This window comes from Bradyrhizobium sp. LTSP849, from assembly GCF_000938255.1.
Lineage (GTDB): Bacteria > Pseudomonadota > Alphaproteobacteria > Rhizobiales > Xanthobacteraceae > Bradyrhizobium.
This window is the reverse complement of the sequence record NZ_JYMR01000056.1, coordinates 279,023-298,126: the sequence shown is the minus strand read 5'-3', so window position 1 is coordinate 298,126 and position 19,104 is coordinate 279,023. Positions and strand designations below refer to the sequence as shown.

General features: G+C 62.8%; 19 protein-coding genes. 10 read left to right on the top strand and 9 right to left on the bottom strand.

Annotation, left to right across the window (positions count from 1 at the left end; translation table 11 throughout):
• Positions 1–10: 10 nt before the first annotated feature.
• Both UB31_RS38575 and UB31_RS38570 read right to left on the bottom strand, forming a co-directional pair.
• Positions 11–586 (bottom strand): hypothetical protein, encoded by a 576-nt coding sequence (locus tag UB31_RS38575; RefSeq protein ID WP_045014561.1) that lies wholly within the window; start codon positions 584–586, stop codon positions 11–13.
• 54 nt (positions 587–640) lie between these two features.
• Positions 641–1,174: a GcrA family cell cycle regulator gene (locus tag UB31_RS38570; RefSeq protein ID WP_045014560.1), complete on the bottom strand. Its 534-nt coding sequence runs from the start codon at positions 1,172–1,174 to the stop codon at positions 641–643.
• A 166-nt stretch (positions 1,175–1,340) separates the two neighbouring features.
• Here UB31_RS38570 and UB31_RS38565 point away from each other — a divergent pair, with 166 nt between their 5' ends.
• Both UB31_RS38565 and UB31_RS38560 read left to right on the top strand, forming a co-directional pair.
• Positions 1,341–1,949, top strand: coding sequence for a S24 family peptidase (locus UB31_RS38565; protein ID WP_045006690.1), 609 nt, complete (start codon positions 1,341–1,343; stop codon positions 1,947–1,949).
• Positions 1,950–2,053: 104 nt separating this feature from the next.
• Positions 2,054–2,329, top strand: a complete 276-nt coding sequence (locus tag UB31_RS38560; RefSeq protein WP_045014746.1) for a hypothetical protein — start codon at positions 2,054–2,056, stop codon at positions 2,327–2,329.
• 137 nt (positions 2,330–2,466) lie between these two features.
• On the opposite strand, the gene UB31_RS38555 is transcribed toward UB31_RS38560, so the two are convergent.
• Positions 2,467–3,441, bottom strand: coding sequence for a quinone oxidoreductase family protein (locus UB31_RS38555; RefSeq protein ID WP_045006691.1), 975 nt, complete (start codon positions 3,439–3,441; stop codon positions 2,467–2,469).
• A gap of 226 nt (positions 3,442–3,667) precedes the next feature.
• On the opposite strand from UB31_RS38555, the gene UB31_RS38550 reads away from it, so the two are divergent.
• The 3 genes from UB31_RS38550 to UB31_RS38540 all read left to right on the top strand — a co-directional run bounded on the left by UB31_RS38550 (position 3,668) and on the right by UB31_RS38540 (position 6,344).
• The gene (locus UB31_RS38550; protein ID WP_045006692.1) at positions 3,668–3,868 is read left to right on the top strand and encodes a hypothetical protein; all 201 of its coding nucleotides are present in this window, start codon (positions 3,668–3,670) and stop codon (positions 3,866–3,868) included.
• Positions 3,869–4,014: 146 nt separating this feature from the next.
• A complete protein-coding gene (locus UB31_RS38545; RefSeq protein WP_045014559.1) occupies positions 4,015–4,962 on the top strand; it encodes an AAA family ATPase in 948 nt (315 codons plus the stop codon).
• Between the two features lie 5 nt (positions 4,963–4,967).
• Positions 4,968–6,344, top strand: a complete 1,377-nt coding sequence (locus UB31_RS38540) for a vWA domain-containing protein (RefSeq protein ID WP_045014558.1) — start codon at positions 4,968–4,970, stop codon at positions 6,342–6,344.
• 18 nt (positions 6,345–6,362) lie between these two features.
• On the opposite strand, the gene UB31_RS38535 is transcribed toward UB31_RS38540, so the two are convergent.
• Positions 6,363–6,560, bottom strand: coding sequence for a hypothetical protein (locus tag UB31_RS38535; protein WP_045014557.1), 198 nt, complete (start codon positions 6,558–6,560; stop codon positions 6,363–6,365).
• 352 nt (positions 6,561–6,912) lie between these two features.
• On the opposite strand from UB31_RS38535, the gene UB31_RS38530 reads away from it, so the two are divergent.
• Complete coding sequence (locus tag UB31_RS38530) at positions 6,913–7,134, top strand: hypothetical protein (RefSeq protein WP_045006696.1); 222 nt, start codon at positions 6,913–6,915, stop codon at positions 7,132–7,134.
• An 8-nt stretch (positions 7,135–7,142) separates the two neighbouring features.
• Here UB31_RS38530 and UB31_RS38525 read toward each other — a convergent pair whose 3' ends face one another.
• Genes UB31_RS38525 through UB31_RS38515 form a run of 3 tightly spaced genes read right to left on the bottom strand, consistent with a single transcriptional unit; the run spans position 7,143 to position 11,089 of the window.
• Complete coding sequence (locus UB31_RS38525) at positions 7,143–8,534, bottom strand: NCS2 family permease (protein WP_045014556.1); 1,392 nt, start codon at positions 8,532–8,534, stop codon at positions 7,143–7,145.
• Between the two features lie 13 nt (positions 8,535–8,547).
• The gene (locus UB31_RS38520) at positions 8,548–10,413 is read right to left on the bottom strand and encodes an adenine deaminase (protein WP_045014555.1); all 1,866 of its coding nucleotides are present in this window, start codon (positions 10,411–10,413) and stop codon (positions 8,548–8,550) included.
• 13 nt (positions 10,414–10,426) lie between these two features.
• Positions 10,427–11,089 carry a TetR/AcrR family transcriptional regulator gene (locus tag UB31_RS38515; RefSeq protein ID WP_045014554.1) on the bottom strand — a complete coding sequence of 221 codons (663 nt, stop codon included), beginning with the start codon at positions 11,087–11,089 and terminating at the stop codon, positions 10,427–10,429.
• Between the two features lie 231 nt (positions 11,090–11,320).
• On the opposite strand from UB31_RS38515, the gene UB31_RS38510 reads away from it, so the two are divergent.
• Both UB31_RS38510 and UB31_RS38505 read left to right on the top strand, forming a co-directional pair.
• The gene (locus UB31_RS38510; RefSeq protein WP_045014745.1) at positions 11,321–12,334 is read left to right on the top strand and encodes a formamidase; all 1,014 of its coding nucleotides are present in this window, start codon (positions 11,321–11,323) and stop codon (positions 12,332–12,334) included.
• An 86-nt stretch (positions 12,335–12,420) separates the two neighbouring features.
• Positions 12,421–13,740 (top strand): dicarboxylate/amino acid:cation symporter, encoded by a 1,320-nt coding sequence (locus UB31_RS38505; protein WP_045014553.1) that lies wholly within the window; start codon positions 12,421–12,423, stop codon positions 13,738–13,740.
• A gap of 10 nt (positions 13,741–13,750) precedes the next feature.
• On the opposite strand, the gene UB31_RS38500 is transcribed toward UB31_RS38505, so the two are convergent.
• Positions 13,751–15,124, bottom strand: coding sequence for a hypothetical protein (locus tag UB31_RS38500; RefSeq protein WP_045014552.1), 1,374 nt, complete (start codon positions 15,122–15,124; stop codon positions 13,751–13,753).
• A gap of 98 nt (positions 15,125–15,222) precedes the next feature.
• Positions 15,223–16,479 carry an allantoate amidohydrolase gene (locus UB31_RS38495; RefSeq protein WP_045014744.1) on the bottom strand — a complete coding sequence of 419 codons (1,257 nt, stop codon included), beginning with the start codon at positions 16,477–16,479 and terminating at the stop codon, positions 15,223–15,225.
• Between the two features lie 402 nt (positions 16,480–16,881).
• On the opposite strand from UB31_RS38495, the gene UB31_RS38490 reads away from it, so the two are divergent.
• Positions 16,882–17,994, top strand: a complete 1,113-nt coding sequence (locus UB31_RS38490) for a BMP family ABC transporter substrate-binding protein (RefSeq protein WP_045014551.1) — start codon at positions 16,882–16,884, stop codon at positions 17,992–17,994.
• The gene (locus tag UB31_RS38485) at positions 17,991–19,103 is read left to right on the top strand and encodes an ABC transporter permease (RefSeq protein WP_045014550.1); all 1,113 of its coding nucleotides are present in this window, start codon (positions 17,991–17,993) and stop codon (positions 19,101–19,103) included. Before UB31_RS38490 ends, UB31_RS38485 begins: the two co-directional genes overlap by 4 nt.
• The last annotated feature ends 1 nt before the right edge of the window (position 19,104 follow it).

Below are 19,104 nucleotides of genomic sequence, written 5' to 3'. Positions count from 1 at the left end.
CGTACTCATGTCATCGACGCAGCCCTGAGCGCTGCACCGAGGCCTCCGTCGCAAAACCGTAGATCAGCGCCAGCCGGTCGAGGCATTCGCGAAAGCGCCGGGCGAAATAATCGTTCCAGCGTTGGGTGCGGACGGCGCGGCACTGCCCGATCTGATCCATGGTCAGGCCAAGTACCAGCACGTCATGCACCAGTACCGCACCGTCGGTGCCGAGTTCGCGCTCGATTCGGTTCAGCCGCAGCACCGCCTGGCGCTGGCTCTCGGTGACGGGCTCGCGGGAGCGTGCGCCGTCGACATATTCGCGGGTTGGATCCACAGCCTGAGGGCCACGCTCCGCTCTCTCCCAGTCGTTCTGGTAGGCGCGACCGCCCCGATATTGCGCCTCGTCGATCTGGTGATGCGAATGCAGCCGGCCGAGCGGATCGTTGCGGATCGACCGCATGGCCACGATCTTCTCGTCCGGATCGAGCGCCAGGGGATTGTCGACCTCAACCTCCGCCACCGCGGCATTGAACGGCAGGTCCCGCGACCGCCGGTCGTGAAGCTTGGCCAATTTGTAGGACATGTTACGTCTGACACGTGCCACTCGGAGACTCCTTGCGAAACTGACGTTGGAATGAATGGCTGGGCCGCGCGCCCATCAGGCAGCGGAGACCAGCCTCAGCGCGACGCCGCCGGCGGCGCGGCCCGAAGCGGGTCCGGGACTGCGGGTCACGCGCGCATGCGGCGCGCAATAGCTTGAGCCGGGCAGCCGCGGATGGCCGCAGAAGGCGATCTCCTCGCCTTCCTTGTCGCCGCCATAGGGATAGCGGCAGTCATCTCGTTCGAGCTCGACGAGCGGGATCAAGCGCGGCCGGACACCGACGCAGCGCAACTTGACCGGTTTGGCCGGCTTCAGCGCCGATTGCGGCGGCAGGTTCAGGTACGGCAATGCTGCACGGCGCGTCGAGAGCAGACCGGGCTCACCAGGCAAGGACGGCACGATCGACGGACTCATCATCCGTACCGGCGCGGCGAGCCCGAGCCGCTTGGCGCGGCCGACCACTGCGTTGCGCGAGTAAGCCGTTCCAAACCTTGCGTTAATCTCCCTTCCGATCTCCGCATAAGACATCCCTTTGAGAAAATAGTCGCGAAGCGCGTCGGAGTGCTCCGACGACCAATGGCCCGGTTCCATGCTGCTGTCCTGTGATGCACCTCCGCCGATCGCACGATCCGAAGGCAAGACAAATATTCCGGTATTCCGAAACAAAAGTCAAGCGCGAATTCTGATATTCATAATTGCATCAATTCCGAATTTCGGATTACAAGAGGCAAGACCACGGGCAATCGAGGGAATCACGATGTTGGACGCTGCAATGATCGAGCGAGGCCTGGAGAAGACGGGCAAGAGCAAGGGCGGGCTGGCCGCAGCGATGGGCGTGCGCCCGGGCGCGGTGTCGGAAATCCTTGGTGGCGAACGCCTGGTGAAAGCCTCGGAAATCGTTCCAATCATGGAATATCTTGAGCTGAACCTCGCGCCGATCATGGGCCGTGTCGGCGCCGGCGCCGTGATCGAGCCGGATTTCGAGCAGGTTCCTCCGGAGGGGCTCGGCGACATCGCGCTGCCCTTCCCGATCATGGAAGAGACTGTCGCCTTCGAGATCGTCGGCGATTCGATGCTGCCCAAATACGAGAGCGGCGACGTGATCGTGGTCTACAAGGACCAGCGCCATCCGCTGTCGAGCTTCTACGGCGAAGAGGCCGTGGTCCGGCTCAAGACCGGCGAGCGCTATCTGAAGACCATCGAGCGAGGTAAATCTCCCTCCGTCGTCAATCTCAACAGCTTCAACGCCAAGCCGATCGTCGGCGTCAAGCTCGACTGGGTCGGGGAGATTTGCCTCTCGATGCCCAAGGGCCAGCTTGAGCGCCTGCGCGCCAAGTCGGCCCGTCCCCGAAAGAAAAACAGGTAGGCGCGTTGGCGTCGATTTCTGATTTTTGGAAATCTATCTTGACTTTATTCCGTTTTTCGGAAATACTCTGCCGCGCTCCGACCATGGCGCGGCAGGATCGTTTCATGCAGTATTTCGTCGTGATGATCGACTATGGGCGGCGCGGCCGCGAGGCGATCGTTGACCCCGAAATCACCCGACGCGAGGTCATCTCCCGCGTGGCCTCGGGTGAATATCAGAACATCTCGTTCATCCACGAGGTCGTGGAGAGTTCGGTCGAGGACGTGACCGAGGCAGTCCTGACTGAGGCCGCCCTCCCCCAAATCCCGCCTGACGAAGTCGATCTCCAGGCGACCCACCTCGATCATGCCCACGACCTGCGCAAGCATGAACGGACGTGACGCAGGCCCAAAGCCCAGTTCCGATAGGATCGGAACTGGGCTTTGGATTTTTGTTTTGACGCGTTTTCTTTAGGCGAATCGGTATCCACTTCGCTCGAAAACGCTCTCGTGAGCCTGCGCCACCGTCCGGCCGGAGATCACACCGTGAGAACAGTCGATCCCGTGGTCTTGCGCGCGGCAAGATCGGCGTGCGCCTTGGCGGCGTCCTTCAGCGGATAGGTCTGGTGCACCTCGATCTTGACTGCGCCGGACTTGACGACGTCGAACAGCTCACCCGCCATCGCGACAAGGCTCTCGCGCTTGGCAGCATAGGTGAACAGCGTCGGACGGGTGACGTAGAGCGAGCCCTTCTGCGCCAGCAGGCCGAGATTGAGCGGCTCGACAGCGCCCGAGGACGCGCCGAACAATGCGGCGACGCCGAGCGGCGCGAGGCAATCCAGCGACTTCAGGAACGTATCCTTGCCCACGGAATCATAAACAACCGGCACTTTCTTGCCGCCGGTAATCTCGTCGACGCGCTTCACGAAATCCTCGCGGCTGTAGATGATGACGTGATCGCAGCCATGTGCCTTGGCGAGCTTTGCCTTCTCGTCGCTGCTCACCGTGCCGATCACGGTCGCGCCGAGATGCTTGGCCCACTGGCTCAAGATCAGGCCAACGCCGCCGGCTGCCGCATGTAGCAGGATGGTGTCGCCGGCTTTCACCCGATAGGTCTGCCGGATCAGATATTGGGTGGTGAGCCCCTTGAGCATCATCGCCGCCGCAGTCTTGTCGTCGACACCGTCAGGCAACTTGAGCAGCCGGTCGGCGGGGATCAGCCGCGCCTCGGAATAGGCGCCGAGCGGTGAAGCGCCATAGGCGACGCGATCGCCCGGCTTCACGTCGGTGACACCGGGCCCAACCTCCTCGACGACACCCGCCGCCTCGCTGCCGAGCCCACTCGGCAATTGCGCCGGATACACACCCGAGCGGTTATAGATGTCGACGAAGTTGAGACCGACGGCGGTGTGACGGATACGCGCTTCGCCAGGTCCGGGCTTGCCGACGCTGACCTCCTCCCACACCAGGACTTCCGGACCGCCGGTCTTGTGAAAACGAATGGCATGCGTCATGGGCTTTGCTCCCCTTATCGTTGCAGTGAAGGTCCGAGAAACCGGATCGAGCTGTGAAATAGGCATTTGGTCCGCCCGTTACAGTACAGAGACGTAACAAGAATGTCACAGCGAACGACAAACCCGCGCCGTTCCGCCTCTGTTCGAAAGAGTTGATGACGGCGCTGGCGCCACCGGCAGTAGCCTCTGCGCGGGGATTGGTGGTCGCCTGCGAAGGAGAGCCGAGATGCCAGCTTATGTACAGCATCATCAGGATATCGAAATCGCGCCTGTGATTTGCCCCACCTGTATGGGGTTCCTGCCGATGTACGTGCGCGAGGTCGAGCCGCATTGGAGCCTTGCCAAAATCGACTTCGTCTATGAATGCGTCGATTGCGGCGCCGAGGTCAGACAGACCATCCGGAAGCCGGAGCTGCTGCAGCACTGACCGCACATCGGTCATCGCTTAAGTATTTGCGCTGAACGGAAAAAGCGACCGTTCGCGCGGGTCAGGCCCGTCCCAGACGAGGCTTGTTCTTTGCCAGGAACGCAGGCAGAACAGGCCTCAAGCAAGACCTTTGGGAGCGCCCTTTCGTGGCTGATCAGAAGCCCTCGATAGCGATCGAGGCAGTGGAGAGCGGCCTCGCCGCGCAAGGCTATATCGCGAGCCGGCAGATCGCGACCGCCGTCTATTTGTCGCAACAAATCGAGAAGCCGATCCTGGTCGAAGGCCCCGCGGGCGTCGGCAAGACCGAGCTTGCCAAGGCGATTGCCGCCTGGCGCGGCATGAAGATGATCCGCCTGCAATGCTACGAAGGCCTCGACGAAGCCAAGGCGCTTTACGAGTGGAAATATGCCAAGCAGCTTCTCTACACCCAGATCCTGAAGGACAAGCTCGGCGAAGTCCTTGGCGGCGCGCAGACGCTGCACGATGCACTCAATCAGCTCCACGATTTCGGCGACGTGTTCTTCTCCAAGGAGTTCGTCGAGCCGCGCCCCCTGCTCCAGGCGCTGGAGCAGCCGGGCGGCTGCGTGCTGCTGATCGACGAGATCGACAAGTCGGACGCGGAATTTGAATCGCTGCTGCTGGAAATCCTGTCCGACTTCCAGGTCACGATCCCCGAGCTCGGCACCATCTCGGCGATCACCCCGCCGACAGTGATCCTCACCTCCAACAGCGAACGCGATCTTGGCGACGCCCTGAAGCGCCGCTGCCTGCATCTGCATATCGGCTTCCCCGAGCAGCGGCTGGAGGAGCGCATCGTTGAGAGCCGCGTGCCTAACATCTCGCAGACGCTGCGCCGGCAGATGGTCGGCTTCATCCACGAGATCCGTTCGCTGGATTTGAAGAAGCTACCCTCGGTCAGCGAGACCATCGATTGGGCGCGTGTGCTGGTGCTCTTGCAGGCCTCCGAGCTCGACACCGAGATCGTCAAGGATACGCTCAACGTGCTGCTGAAATACGAAGCCGACATCGAAGCCGCGTCGCCCCAGATTACGACCTTCATTGCCAAGTCAGCGCGATCCAACGTCTTCGGTTGACGCCGATGCGCGAGAATATCCATCGTTTCTTTCGGGCGGCGCGCGGTGCCGGCGTCCTTGTTTCGCCTGCTGAAAGCATCGATGCGATGCGCGCGGTCGCGGAGGTCGGCGTGTCCGACCGCGCCATCCTGCGCGATACCCTCCTTCTGACACTCGCCAAGTCGCAGGACGAGAAACTCGCGCTCGGTGACTGCTTTGATCTGTTCTTCAGCCAGCCGGAGCCGCGGCAGGAACAGCCTGAGGCCGATAGCGACGATAGTCCGCAGGATGCGGATCAATCGCCCTCGTCGGGTGCGGCCAGCGAAGCGGGCGGAGGTCCACCGCCCGAGGAACTAGGCTCGCTTGCCCAGATGCTGCTGTCGCAGGATCGCAACGCGATTGCCGCCGCGATCGCCGGCGCTGCGGGCGCGGCGTCCCTGTCCGACATCCGCTACTCGACCCAGCGCGGAATCTTCTCCAGCCGAATCCTCGACGCCATGGGCCTTCAGCGCCTGCGCGACGATCTCGACGAACTGACAGTAACCAACCCGGCACTCGCCGAGCGCCTGCGCGCCGCGCTCGACGCGCTGCGCGAGGCGGTGCGCGATACCGTCGCGCAGGGACTTGCGCTTTATGCCCGCGAAGAGGCCGAAAACCTCCGCAACGAGATCCTGCGCAATGCCCCGCTCGCGCGCATCGAGCGGCGTCAGGTCGCGGAGATGCGCGCGCTGATCCGCCAGATCGCGCGGCGCCTGCGCGAGCGCTATTCGAAACCGCGCAAGCGCCAGCGCCGCGGCCATCTCGATGTTCGCCGCACGCTGCGCCGCAACGCCGCCTGGGGCGGCGTGCCCTTCCTCACCGCGTGGAAGCGCAAGCACCGCGACCGGCCCAGGATCGTGGCGATCTGTGACGTCTCCGGCTCGGTTGCACAGGTCTCCGACTTCTTCCTGCTCCTGATCCATTCGCTGCACGAGGTGGTTGACGACGTCCACTCGTTCGCATTCTCATCGCACCTGATCGAAGTCAGCGACATCCTGGAATCGAAATCGCCGGAAGAGGCGATGGCCGAGATCATGTCCAAGGTCGGCTTCGGCTCGTCCGACTACGGCTCTTCGCTGGTCGATTTCGAGAAGGAGTTCATGAGCACGCTGACGCCGCAGACGACAGTGATCGTGCTCGGGGATGCCCGCAGCAACAATCTCGACCCGCGCGCCGACATCCTGCGCCGCATCTCCGAACGCTCGAAGCGGCTGGTCTGGCTCAATCCCGAAGGACGGCTCGCCTGGGGCTTTGGCGATTCCGAGATGCCGCGCTACGCGACATTTTGCAGCGTGGTGCGTCAATGCGCGACCGCGCAGCAGCTGGAGCGCGCGGTGTCCGATATCGTGGCGACTTATCAGTAAGAAGTGATCGCAATCGCGTCAGGCGGCGTTCAGCTCGGTCTTGACGAACTCGCCCTTGGCGAGATTGCACTCGCGAAAGTGATACGCGATTTCGTCGAGCGCGCGCTGTTCCCATGCCTCGGCTTGCGCAAGCCAGAACACCCGGCGCTCGAAATCCAGCGCGGCGCGCTCTCGGCAGAGGAATTCCTGACTACGAATTTCGACCAGCCTGTTCATGCACTCACACTCCTGTTGTGTGAAGCCATTCCCCGGAATCAGCGTAACAGAGTCCGAAACCCTTGGCCTCAAGATTTCTGTGCATATTGCGACGCAGAATGGGACAGAGGTGCTTCCCGTGCATTGCGGTAGTCGGCGTCGCACGATCAAGAGCAAATCATCAATTAGTGATCCGCGATCAGGGACGATATTCGTGCCTGAGCGATCTTAACTGTTGTGACGCAACAGTGTGCGGCAATTTGTGAAGAGACGTTCTAAACGGCTCACCGGATTCCGGACTCATTGTCGTCGCATGGTCTTCATGCAGCGCCGCTAACAGGGGCGCGCGAACAGCACCATCACTTGAGGCAACATGAGCAACGATTTCGACTTCGATCTTTCACCGGACCAGTGGGAAACGCTGCGTGCGCTTCGCAATCCGGTGTCGAACGGTCGCCTCTCGAAGGCTTATGTCGTCGAAAGCCTGGTCAAGCTCGGCCTTGTTGTCGTCACTGACGGTGTGCCCGCGATGACACCGGCCGGGCGCAAGGCGCTGGTGCGCGGGTCGTGCAGATTGCTGGATCTCGCGGCGTAACGCGAGTATCAAAAGATCTGAGCGATCACGATCGCGTAAGCGATGAACACGACACCGAGTCCCCAGACCATCGCCGGAATCTGCGACCGCCGGCCGACCGTCACTTCCAAGGCGATATGGCTCAGTGTGCCCAAAGCCATTCCGTTGATGAGGTTATTGGTCAGCACGGTGACGAGCAGCGTCAACACGATCGGAACCGCATTGACGAGATCGGTCATGTCGATGCGGGCAAGCCCCTGCATCATCAATACACCGACGAGCACCAGCGCGGGCGCAGTCGCTTGCGGCGGGATGATGACGAAGATGGGCCAGAAGAACAGTGCGAGGAAGAAGAACCCAGCAACGGTCAGCGAGGTCAGGCCGGTGCGGCCGCCGGCCTGCACGCCGGTGATGGACTCGATGTAGGCCGTGACGACAGAGGTGCCGAGCAGCGGGCCGATGATGGATGCCGTCGCATCGGTAGCAAACGCCGCGGTGGCATTCGGGATCGAACCGTCTGGCTTGCGCAGATTGGCGGCTCCCGTGACGCCGATCAGCGTGCCAAGCGTCGAGAAGAATTCGGCGCACAGGAAGTAGAACAGCAGCGGCAGCGCCACGACGAAATGGCTGAAGAGATAGCCGACATCGAGTGCCATGAAGGTGCTGGTCGGCCAGCGCGGCCACGCCATGATGGCGGATGGCACCGACGTCACCATCTTGCCGTTGGCGCCTGGAACGAAGAAGCCGATCAGGGTCAGCAACGCGATCGACAAGATCAGCGCCGCCGGCACCCGGCGCACCACCAGCACCGGCGTGAGCAGGAGGCCAAACAGCGTCAGCAGCACAGGCGGGCTGCGCAGGGATCCCATGGCGATGTAGGTCGACGGGTTCTGGACCACGAAGCCGGCGCCCCGTAGCGCAATGAAGACGATCAGGGTACCGACCGCCGCCTGAATACCGATCTTCAGCGCTTCCGGAACATCCTTCGCGACTTTTTCGCGCAGCTTCGACAGGCTGAGAATCAAAAACAACACGCCGGTGAAGGCGACCATCGCAAGCGCACCTTGCCAGGGCACGCCCATTTGCTTGACGATGACATAGGTGAAGATGACGTTCGATCCCATCGCCGGCGCGACCGCGAGCGGCAGATTGGCCCACAGCCCCATCATCACCGAGCCCAGAATCGCGGCGAGTGCCGTGGCGCTGACGAGATCGGCACGATCCGTTCCGGCATTGGACATGATGGCCGGGTTCACGGCGATGATATAGGCCATCGCCGCGAACGTAGTCGCGCCAGCCGTCACCTCGCGGCCGACACTGGTGCCACGCTCGGTGAGGCAAAAGATGCGATCGAGCCGTCCCGCGGCCGCGTGCGGCGCCGGCTCTGCGGAGGCGGCTTGCGGCTTCGTCATCTCGTTCATCCCTGTCCTCCCCCTACCAGACCACCGGGTGCGCTTCGCCGGTCTGCACGTTGATGAAACCAAGCGGCGCCTGCTCGCACGGCGCCACCAGCACCCAACTCCAGGGCGCGCAGGTCAGCGTCGCGAACATCAGGCGCTCCGGAAATCCGGGATACCAGCGCGGCCGGAAGGTTGGTTCATACATCCAGTCCACTTTACGGCCCTCTGCATAAAGCGCTTGCATCTCGGCATCGAGCGCCTGCGCCGAGCGACAGCTCATCAATCCGCCAACCTCGAAGCGCACGGTGGCGACGAGCTCGCCTTCGCGCACCAGAGCCCAACCGCCCCGACGTTCGACCAGCGCGTTCACGGCCTTGGCCATCGCGGCGTCGGACGAGCCGACCACCCAGATGTTGTGCTTGTCGTGTGCGACCGAGCAGGCAAGCGCAGTGTCCGGCGTGCGCGGTCCACAGCCGCGCCAGAACATTTTTGCAACCCGGCCGTCGCCGGAGAAACGATCGACGATGGCAAACTTGGTGATGGCCTCGCTCTCATCGCGCTGCACGGCGCCGTCACGCACCGGCAGTTCGAGGGTGTAGAATTCGGGATGCCAATGGAACGGGCGGATCACCGCGGCCTTCATCGTGGTGCGGCCGGGCTGGGCCGGCAGCTCGAAATCCTCCGACTGGATCTCGCGTTTGACATTCACCGTCCTGGTCGCCCAATCCGGCCAGGAGATTTCGGGAACCTTGCCCAGATAGCGTTTGCCTTCGGAAACCTGCGCGCCATCGGCCCAGACCTCGGCGATGGTCAGCCTGGCGACATCCGAGAGCAGCACGACATCGCCAAACCGCCCCGGGGCGAGACTGCCGACGAACGGCGTGATGCGCATGTGCCGCGCCGGATTGATGGTCAGACACTGGATCGCGACTTCCGGCGCAAGACCGGCTTCAATCGCCACCCGCGCGTTGTGATCGCTGGCGCCGAGCTCGAGCGTATGGCTGGCGCTGCGGTCGTCGGTGGTGAAAGCGATCTGCGACCAGTCCTGCAAACCCTTCGCGAGCAGCCATTTGACGATCTCGTCCATGGCGTAGACGCGCAACTCGATGAAGAGACCGCGGGTGAGCTTGTCCCAGGTCTCCTCTGGCGTCTGCACTTCATGATCGGAGGCGAGCCCGGCTGCGGCAAAGGCGTTAATGGATGGCAGGTCCCGCAGACCGGAGCCATGGCCTTCGACGACGCCGCGGGCCGCGAACGTGGCCTCGATCATGCCCCATAGCCGCCTGTAGGACGGATTGTCGGGATTCCAGACCGCCGGCCAGTCCATCACTTCGTCGAGCCCGGTGACCATCAGGCTCTCGCTCATGAAGCTCGCCTGCTCCTCGCGGCCATACCAGCCGCCGCCCCATTCATAGGCCGTGGGCGGCACCGCCGATCCGGGTTGCGGAAAGATCTTCAGCGGCGATCCGCGACGACGCGCTTCGAACCAGAATTCGAGATTGCGTGCACCGTTGACATTGGAGAATTCGTGGCTCGCCTCGCAGGTCCAGGTATTGCCATGCGGCAGCACCAGCGCGGCCTCCCATTCCGGCGTCAGATGCGAGCTTTCGATATGCTTGTGCACTTCACCGAAGCCTGGCACGGCCGCAAGATCCGGCCGATGCACGCGCTCGCGGACCTCGCCGGGATAACTGCCGGCAGGCCCGATCCAGGCGATGCGCCGGCCCTTGAAAACAATCTCCTGATCCTCGCTCCAGGTGCGGCTGTGCACGTCGAGCAACTTGCCGACCCGCAAGGAGCGATCGGCCGGGCGGCGGCCGAGCGCCGTCAGCACCAGATCCTGGCGGATAAGAACCTCGTCGGGCGCGTTGATCAGGAGATCGTCGGGTATCGCGTTCATCGCCTTCCTCTCTCTACGCCTGCTCTTTCGCAGCCGTGCTTCGCTTGCGCGGCGATTTGCCGGTCTTGCCGCTGCGGGCCGCAGCGGCATCGCGCTGACGGACGTCCTTCAAGAGCGTCGTGAGCGCCCACTCGATCGCGTCGGCGATCTCGGCGCTGGACATGCCAAAGTCCTCGCGCATCGCATTCCAGGCCAGCACATTGTTGAGATAAGATGCGACCGCCTCTGCCTGGCGGACCTCCTTCGCGGGGAGATGCCGCACCAGCGGCGCCATCGCCTTGTGATGCTGGTCGATCACGTGCCGCCGGAAGCCGGCGCGCACCCGGCGGCCCGCCCGCGTCATCGCAATGGCGCGCGCCAGATGCGGATGGCGATCGAACCGCTTGCACAGCTTGCGGAAGATATCCGGCAACTCGTCGGGCGACGTGAAGGGAATATAGCTGAAGACATTGTCTTCGATCCATTCGCCGGCCGCCGCAAACAGCTCCGCGCGGGTCTTGAAGTGCCGATAAATGGTTCGCTCAGCCACCTTCGCGCGCTTGGCCACCGCGGCCATGGAGATGTCGTCAGCCGCCTCGTCCTCCAGCGTCTCGACAAAGGCGGCAACGATGCGCTGCCGTGTCATCTCGGCATATTCGTCGCGAAGGCTGGCGATATGTCGCTTTGCTGTACTCATGTCATAAGTCTGACACCAGACGATTTAGGGGGTCAAGCCGAGACTTGAGGCACGCGGCGCTGCAACAATGGGCGTCGGCATGCTTCGGGGACGACCGACGGTCCGCGCAGGCACGGTCGACTTCGCCTGCCAGCCTGAAAAATGGACTTTTGCGTGCCGCCAAAATCGGATTTGCTCGTCCGCGAACGAATAGCGCGCAACGGCGCCGCGCGAACGGCAAGGGAGCAGATCATGAACGGACTTGGCGGATTGAACAAATCGCCTGAGGGCGTGGTCATCGGGCTCGTGCAGTTGCAACTGCCGAACGTCGTGACCCGGGCCGATCTCGCGAAGCAGACCGAGCGCATCGCCTGGATGGTCGGCAAGGCCCGCCGCAATCTCTCCACCATGGATCTGGTGGTATTCCCCGAATATTCGCTGCACGGCCTCACGATGGACACCAATCCCGAGATCATGTGCCGGCTCGACGGGCCCGAGGTCGCGGCTTTCAAGAAAGCCTGCATCGACAACAAGATCTGGGGCTGCTTCTCCATCATGGAGTTCAACCCGCACGGCAATCCCTACAATTCCGGCCTGATCATCGACGACCACGGCGAGATCAAGCTCTACTACCGCAAGCTCCATCCCTGGATTCCGGTCGAACCGTGGGAGCCCGGCGACATCGGCATTCCCGTGATCGAGGGTCCGAACGGCGCGAAGATCGCGCTGATCATCTGCCATGACGGCATGTTTCCGGAGATGGCGCGGGAATGCGCCTACAAGGGCGCGGAGATCATGATCCGCACCGCCGGCTATACCGCGCCGATCCGCGAATCCTGGCGCTTCACCAATCAGGCCAATTCGTTCCAGAACCTGATGGTGACCGCGAATGTCTGCATGTGCGGCTCTGACGGCTCGTTCGATTCCATGGGCGAAGGCATGATCGTCAATTTCGACGGAAGCGTGCTCGCGCACGGCACCAATGGCCGCGCCGACGAGATCATCACCGCCGAGGTGCGGCCCGATCTCGTGCGCGAGGCCCGCATCAATTGGGGCGTCGAGAACAACATCTACCAGCTCTGGCACCGCGGCTACGTCGCCGTGAAGGGCGGCGCGATGGATTGTCCCTATACCTTCATGCAGGACATGGTCGCCGGCACCTTCCGCCTGCCGTGGGAAGATCAGGTCAAAGTCACCGACGGCACGTCCTGTGGCTTCCCGGCGCCGACGCGGATGTTCGGCAGGACAGCGAAAGCGGCCGAATAGGCCATTTTCGGCAAATCCCGCGACATTCTGGCACGGTTGTTGCTCCTTTTTGCCGTTCAGGACGTCGTTGAAACGGGGGAGTCACCATGTCGACCATTGCCGCGGCCCCGGCCGCCGAGCGCAAGCCGCTTTATACTTCGCTGTTCGTCCAGGTTCTGGCAGCGCTGATCCTTGGCATCATTCTCGGCGTAGCCACGCCGGATTTCGCCATCAGCCTCAAGATCCTCAGCGACGCCTTCCTGAAGCTGATCTCGATGATCGTGGCGCCGATCGTGTTCTGCGTCGTCGTCCACGGCATTGCCGGCGCAGGCGACCTCAAGAAGGTCGGCCGGGTCGGCGTCAAGGCGCTGCTCTATTTCGAGGTGATGACCACCGTGGCACTCGTGGTCGGGCTCATCCTCGCCTACATCTTCGGCCCCGGCCACGGCATGAACATCGATACGTCGACGCTGGATGCCAAGGCGCTCAACACCTACGCCGACAACGCCCACAAGCTGCAAGGCGCGGGCGTCGGCGCTTTCTTGCTCAACGTGATCCCCAGCACTTCGTTCGATGCGCTGTCGCGCAACGACGTGCTCCAGGTGCTGTTCTTTGCGATCCTGTTCGGTGTCGGCCTCGCGCTGGTCGGGGGCGAGAAGGGCAAGCTCATCACCTCGATCATCGACGCCGCCTCGACCGTGCTGTTCCGAGTCATGGGGCTTATCGTTCGCGTTGCGCCACTTGGCGTGCTCGGCGCGGTCGCCTACACCGTCGGCAAATACGGCATCGGCTCGCTGAAGCAGCTCGTCTCGCTGGTGATGCTGTTCTACGTCTCGGTCGGCATCTTCGTGCTCGGCGTGCTCGGCAGCGTGATGGCGCTCGCCGGAATCAACATCCTCAAGTTCCTCTCCTACCTGCGCGAAGAGCTCACCATCGTGCTCGCGACCGCGTCCTCCGACGCCGTGCTGCCGCAGATCATGAAGAAGCTGGAGCGGATGGGCGTGAAGGATTCCGTCGTCGGACTCGTGATTCCGACCGGCTATTCCTTCAATCTCGACGCCTTCTCGATCTACCTGACGCTGGCCGTCGTGTTCATCGCGCAGGCGACCAACACGCCGCTGTCGTTCGGCGATCTCCTGCTGGTGCTCGGCGTGTCCCTGATCACGTCGAAAGGCGCGCATGGCGTGCCGGGCTCGGCGATCGTGATCCTGGCTGCAACACTGAACGCCGTGCCGAGCATTCCCGCGATCGGCCTCGTGCTGGTGCTCTCGGTCGACTGGTTCATCGGCATGGCCCGCGCCATGGGCAACCTCATCGGCAATTGCGTGGCGACTGTCGTTGTCGCCGCCTGGGAGGGCGACCTCGACCGCGCCAAGGCGGCCAAGGTGCTCGAAGGCGGCGAGTTGGTCGACGTGACGGCGGGGTAGCGTTCGCGGGTCAATCATTCCAATGGAGCAAGGGCGTTTCAAACGCCCTGCTCCAGACGGACAAGAAACGCGGAAACCAGGAGTGAGCCACGGCGCCCTTGTAGGCCCAGGTGCGATATTTCAGGCCTCTCTCCGAGATCAGCTCCTGATATCCGCCGTGGACTTCGGTCGCGGTGCGAATGTCCTTCAATATTCCCTGGGCGTAGGCACGATAGGTATCGCTCCCTGAGAATTCATCATAGTCCAACATGCGATCGGCAAATTCGACGTTGAACGTCGGCCAGGAGGAACGTCCCTGATAGGCGGGCGCTGCAATCTTGTGGATCATCTTGTTCCGCGGATTATCCGCTGACACCAGGAAGTGGAATGTGCTGGGGATGCGAAAGCGTGGTTCGGCGATAACCAGATCCGTCGTGGCCGCAAACAACGCGCGCTCGCTCGCCTCGCTCAGATCCCAAAATCCCTGATGCACGCTGACGAAATCCAGGGCGATGGACGATGCCGGCGAACCTGCCGGGCTATCCAGGGAATGCCTGACATAACCGTCCTTGCCGAACAGTCGGAGAAGCTCTTGCTTGTACTGTGAGAGGTCGCGCCCGAGCAGCCGCTTCAGCTCGTTTTCGCCGACGACTCCGAGTTGCACGCCCCACGCAAACGTCGTGTAGACACACGCATTGGTGACAAAGCGCCTGCGCTCGGCCCGGGTGTCAGTTGCCGCAGAACGAGGTGCGCTGACATCGCAAAGCAGATACCTGGCGCCGTCATGATCGAACGGCTCGAGTTCGCCGGCGAGCTGCAATATCGCCCATTTCAGGTCGACGCCATATTCGGCCAGCAACAGACGGCCGGCATGCGCACATTGCGACATCGCCAGATAGGACGACGCTCTCTGGTCGGCAGAAATCATCTGCTGAAGGCCGGCAAGAATGCCGAGCAGCGTATCCGAGGGGCGCGAGAAATAGTTCACGCCGAGATACCGGCCGCGTCCCGCCGGAACAATGGTCGTCGTGACGACGTTGGCGCGAACCGCCTCCAGCAAGAGACGGACGCTCTTTTCGAGCAGCCGGGCCCGCCGGACCGCATCCTGCGCATCCATGATGGTCGCGGGGTCGAGGACGTCGGGATAGAACCAGGCGAAGTCGCGCGGATAATATGCGGATGCGTGCGGCGCCCCCGTGACGAGAAAGGACTCAGTCACCGAAAAAGCGCTGTCCATCGAGTGCCGGTAAAGGTCCTCGATGGCCGACGATACATGATGCGGCTTTCTCAGGAATCGATCGCCGAGAAAATTGACCGCCTGAAGGGCGTTGGCGACGAAGGTCGCCGTCAAGCCCTGGTAAAACCGGTTATCGCGATGGGATGAAAAAGGGATGTCGCTGTTCATGTGCGTCGTCGAATGATGTCTCGTGATCGCGGCGGTGAGCCGTCACTATTCTAGACCTGCCTGATTCGTATCTCTACCCGGTGACTTGCGGGCCCGGCTTACGCTTCCCGCGGCCTGAAATTCTCGATCACCCTGAGCAGGACCCGCGCGCCAGCATCGGCGTCGGCGAACTCGACGTGCTCGTCCGGGTGATGGCTGATGCCGCCGCGGCAGCGCACGAAAATCATGCCGACGTCGGCAATGTCGATCATTGCCATGCCGTCATGCCCCGCCCCGCTCGGCAGCTCGAACACACCAAAACCTTCTGCGGCGATCGCCTGTGCGATCTGCTGCTTGAGCCAGGGCGCGCAAGGCGCGGTGCGATTCTCATGGGTGACGTCGAGCTGAAGCGCCAGTTGCCGACGCTTTGCGATCGCCTCGATCTGGCGGACGACGTCAGCCACCGCGCGCTTGCGATGCATGTCGGTCGGCGCGCGCATGTCGATGGTGAACGACACCTCGCCTGGAATGACATTGGTCGCACCGGGCCTCGCTTGAATGTAGCCGACAGTGCCGACCAGCCCGCCCTCGTCGGTCCGGCAGAACTGCTCGATCGCGCCAATGCACTCGGCCGCGCCGGCGAGCGCGTCACGGCGCAGCGCCATCGGCACCGTGCCGGCGTGGCCGGCCATGCCGGTCAGCCGTGCCGCAAGCCGCGTTGCGCCAGCGATCGCTGTGACCACGCCAACCGGCAGATTCTGTGCTTCGAGAACCGGCCCCTGCTCGATGTGCAATTCGAGATAGGCAAGCAGCTCGCGCCGAGCCCGCGCCGCTGCGCCGATATGATCAGGATCGAGGCCGAACTGCACGAGGGCATCGCGCATCGAGACACCGTCGCGGTCGCGCGTACTCAAAGCGCTCTCATCAAAGGTGCCGGCCAGCGCGCGGCTGCCAATCAGCGTCGAGGCGAAGCGCACGCCCTCCTCGTCGGCAAAGCCGACGACTTCGATGGCAAACGGCAGGCGCTTGCCGCGGCGGTTGAGATCGGCGACGCAGGCGATCGCCGTGATCACGCCCAGCGGCCCATCCCATTTGCCGGCATCGCGCACAGTGTCGTAGTGCGAGCCGAGCATCAGGCAGGGCGTACCCGGCCGCTCGCCCTCGTAACGGCCGCAGACATTGCCGATCGCGTCGAGATGCGCGCTCATGCCGGCCTCGCGCATCCAGCCGAGGATGAGGTCCGAAGCCGTGCGCAGCTCCTTGCTGAGATAAATGCGGGTAAGCTTGCCGGGTTCTTCCGAAATCGCACCGAGCTCGTCGATGCGGCGAACGATCTCCTTGCCGAGCGATACATCTTGAACGGCGGCAGCACCCATCTCGGTCGAGCTTTCCATCCTGGAGACCGCGCGCGGCGATCGTGACGACAATCGATACAAGTTCGGTGCCAGCGAAATCGCTCGGCTGGCGCCCGTCCCAAATCAGCGACTGGTTAGCATGAATGCGCCAAGCAGCAGACGGTCCGGGCATCGCAATGCACACGCGTGCTGGTTAAGGCTGCTTAACTCAATTGCATACAATGATAAGATACTGCTCAAAATTTGATCTGCTGATTTCCTCATCAAGATTCGAGAACGTGATATAAATAAATAATTCAAATACTTAGAAAGATATGCACGCTTCCTAGCCTCTGGCACGAAGCTTGCGACATCTTGTTCCGGGCTCCGCCAGACCGGCGCAGCCGCGAAATCACGGCGGTGCAGCCGCCAAGGGAGCAACCAATGGATTTTGGCAGGATTTCACGACGGCACGTGTTGCAGGGCGGCGCGGCCCTCACCCTCGGCGCGGCGGCCGGCGCCCGCCCGGCTTTGGCGGCCGACACCACCATCGGCTTCATCTATGTCGGCTCGCGCGATGACTACGGCTACAACCAGGCGCATGCGCAGGGCGCCGCAGCACTGAAGAAGATTCCCGGTCTCAAGGTCGTCGAGGAAGAGAAGGTACCGGAGACCGATGCGGTCGAGAAGACCATCGAGTCCATGATCAATCTCGACGGCGCCAGCCTGCTCTTCCCGACCTCGTTCGGTTACTACAATCCGCACATGATCAAGATGGCCAACAAGTTCCCAAAGCTGCGCTTCGAGCACTGCGGCGGCCTGTGGAGCGACAAGGATCCGAAGAACGCCGGCAGCTATTTCGGCTATATCGACGAAGCCCAGTACATCTCGGGCATCATCGCCGGCTACACCTCCAAGACCGGCAAGCTCGGCTTCGTCGCGGCGAAACCAATCCCGCAGGTGCTGCGCAACATCAACGCTTTCGCGCTCGGCGCCAAGCTCGCCAATCCGAAGGCCACCACGCAGGTGATCTTCACCGGTGACTGGTCGATGCCAGTCAAGGAAGCCGAGGCCACCAACAGCCTGATCGACCAGGGCGTCGATGTGCTCACCTGCCACGTCGACGGACCGAAGACCATGGTCGAGAACGCGGCACGCCGCGGCGCCATGGTGTGCGGCTATCACGTCAACCAGTCGCCGCTGGCACCGAAGGCCTATCTCACCGGCGCCGAGTGGAACTGGGAAGCGCTCTATCCGAAATTCGTCAAGATGATCGCCGCCGGCGAGACCATCCCGAATTTCTATCGCGGCGGCCTCAAGGAAGAGATCGTCAAGACCTCGCCCTATGGCGAGGCTGTCTCCGCCGAGGCGCGCAAGCACGCCGACGAGGTCAAGGCCAAGTTCCTGTCGGCTGAGGGCTACGCCATCTTCAAGGGAGGACTGGTCGACAACAAGGGCAAGACGGTGATCCCAGCCGGCACCGATCGGGGCCAGAAGGATCCCGAACTGGAGAAGATGGACTATCTCGTCGAGGGCGTGATCGGAGCGACTTCGTGACAACGGAAGCGGCGGATCCCACTGAAACGGTCGGGGCAATTGCCCCGGCCGCCGATCCCGGTTTCCTCCAACGCCACGGCGCGACAATTGAATACATCCTGATCCCGGGCGCGGCGCTGGCCGGCGCGCTCGTGGTCTTCGGCATCTTTGTCGCGATGTTCGGCAAGAACCCGCTCGACCTCTATTTTTATATGTACTACGGCGCCTTCGGCACCTGGTTTTCCTGGCAGAACACGCTGACGCGCGCGGCTCCCCTGATCCTCACCGCACTCTGCACCGCGCTGCCGGCGCAGCTCGGCATGGTCATCATCGGCGGCGAAGGCGCGCTGTTGATCGGCGCACTCTCGGCGACGAGCGCCGCGCTCGCGCTTCAGGGCATGCCACCGTTCATCGTTCAGATCGCCATGGTCTGCGCGGGCGTGATCGGCGGCGGCCTGTGGATCATGCTGGCAGGCGCGCTGCGACAGTATCGCGGCGTCAACGAAACGATCTCGAGCCTTCTGCTGGTCTACATCGCGCTTGCGATCCTCAACCATCTCGTCGAAGGCGCGATGCGGGATCCCGCCAGCCTCAACAAGCCGTCGACGCGCGAGATCGGCGCCGCCAACATGATCGGCTCCATCCCCGGCACCGACGTGCATTGGGGCCTGGTCTTCGGCCTGATCGCCGCGACCGCCGCCTACATCCTGATCTATCACACCGTGTTCGGCTTCGCCGCGCGGGTTGCCGGCGGCAACATCCGCGCTGCCAAGATCGTCGGTCTCGGCGTCAGCAAACTCATTTTGACGATCTGCTTCCTTGCTGGCGGCGCAGCTGGCCTTGCCGGCATGGTCGAGGTCGCAGCCGTTCAGGGGCGCACCAACGCCAATCTCGCGGCAGGCTATGGCTTCACCGGCATTCTCGTCGCCTTCCTCGCGCGACAGAATCCGCTCGCGATCATCCCCGTCGCGATCCTGCTCGGCGGCATCAGCGCCAGCGGCGGCCTGTTGCAGCGTCGCCTCGGATTGCCCGACGCATCCGTTCTGGTGCTCCAAGGCATCATCTTCGTCTTCGTGCTGGCCAGCGATGCGCTCTACGGCCGCATCGGATTCCTGAAGGGAAAATCCTGAG

Coding starts and splice junctions, on each gene's coding strand:
- UB31_RS38555 (WP_045006691.1), bottom strand. CDS start 3,441: ATGACGCATGCCATTCGTTTTCACAAGACCGGCGGTCCGGAAGTCCTG.
- UB31_RS38500 (WP_045014552.1), bottom strand. CDS start 15,124: ATGAACAGCGACATCCCTTTTTCATCCCATCGCGATAACCGGTTTTAC.
- UB31_RS38510 (WP_045014745.1), top strand. CDS start 11,321: ATGAACGGACTTGGCGGATTGAACAAATCGCCTGAGGGCGTGGTCATC.
- UB31_RS38570 (WP_045014560.1), bottom strand. CDS start 1,174: ATGGAACCGGGCCATTGGTCGTCGGAGCACTCCGACGCGCTTCGCGAC.
- UB31_RS38535 (WP_045014557.1), bottom strand. CDS start 6,560: ATGAACAGGCTGGTCGAAATTCGTAGTCAGGAATTCCTCTGCCGAGAG.
- UB31_RS38490 (WP_045014551.1), top strand. CDS start 16,882: ATGGATTTTGGCAGGATTTCACGACGGCACGTGTTGCAGGGCGGCGCG.
- UB31_RS38525 (WP_045014556.1), bottom strand. CDS start 8,534: ATGAACGAGATGACGAAGCCGCAAGCCGCCTCCGCAGAGCCGGCGCCG.
- UB31_RS38505 (WP_045014553.1), top strand. CDS start 12,421: ATGTCGACCATTGCCGCGGCCCCGGCCGCCGAGCGCAAGCCGCTTTAT.
- UB31_RS38560 (WP_045014746.1), top strand. CDS start 2,054: ATGCAGTATTTCGTCGTGATGATCGACTATGGGCGGCGCGGCCGCGAG.
- UB31_RS38495 (WP_045014744.1), bottom strand. CDS start 16,479: ATGGGTGCTGCCGCCGTTCAAGATGTATCGCTCGGCAAGGAGATCGTT.
- UB31_RS38520 (WP_045014555.1), bottom strand. CDS start 10,413: ATGAACGCGATACCCGACGATCTCCTGATCAACGCGCCCGACGAGGTT.
- UB31_RS38515 (WP_045014554.1), bottom strand. CDS start 11,089: ATGAGTACAGCAAAGCGACATATCGCCAGCCTTCGCGACGAATATGCC.
- UB31_RS38565 (WP_045006690.1), top strand. CDS start 1,341: ATGTTGGACGCTGCAATGATCGAGCGAGGCCTGGAGAAGACGGGCAAG.
- UB31_RS38550 (WP_045006692.1), top strand. CDS start 3,668: ATGCCAGCTTATGTACAGCATCATCAGGATATCGAAATCGCGCCTGTG.
- UB31_RS38530 (WP_045006696.1), top strand. CDS start 6,913: ATGAGCAACGATTTCGACTTCGATCTTTCACCGGACCAGTGGGAAACG.
- UB31_RS38540 (WP_045014558.1), top strand. CDS start 4,968: ATGCGCGAGAATATCCATCGTTTCTTTCGGGCGGCGCGCGGTGCCGGC.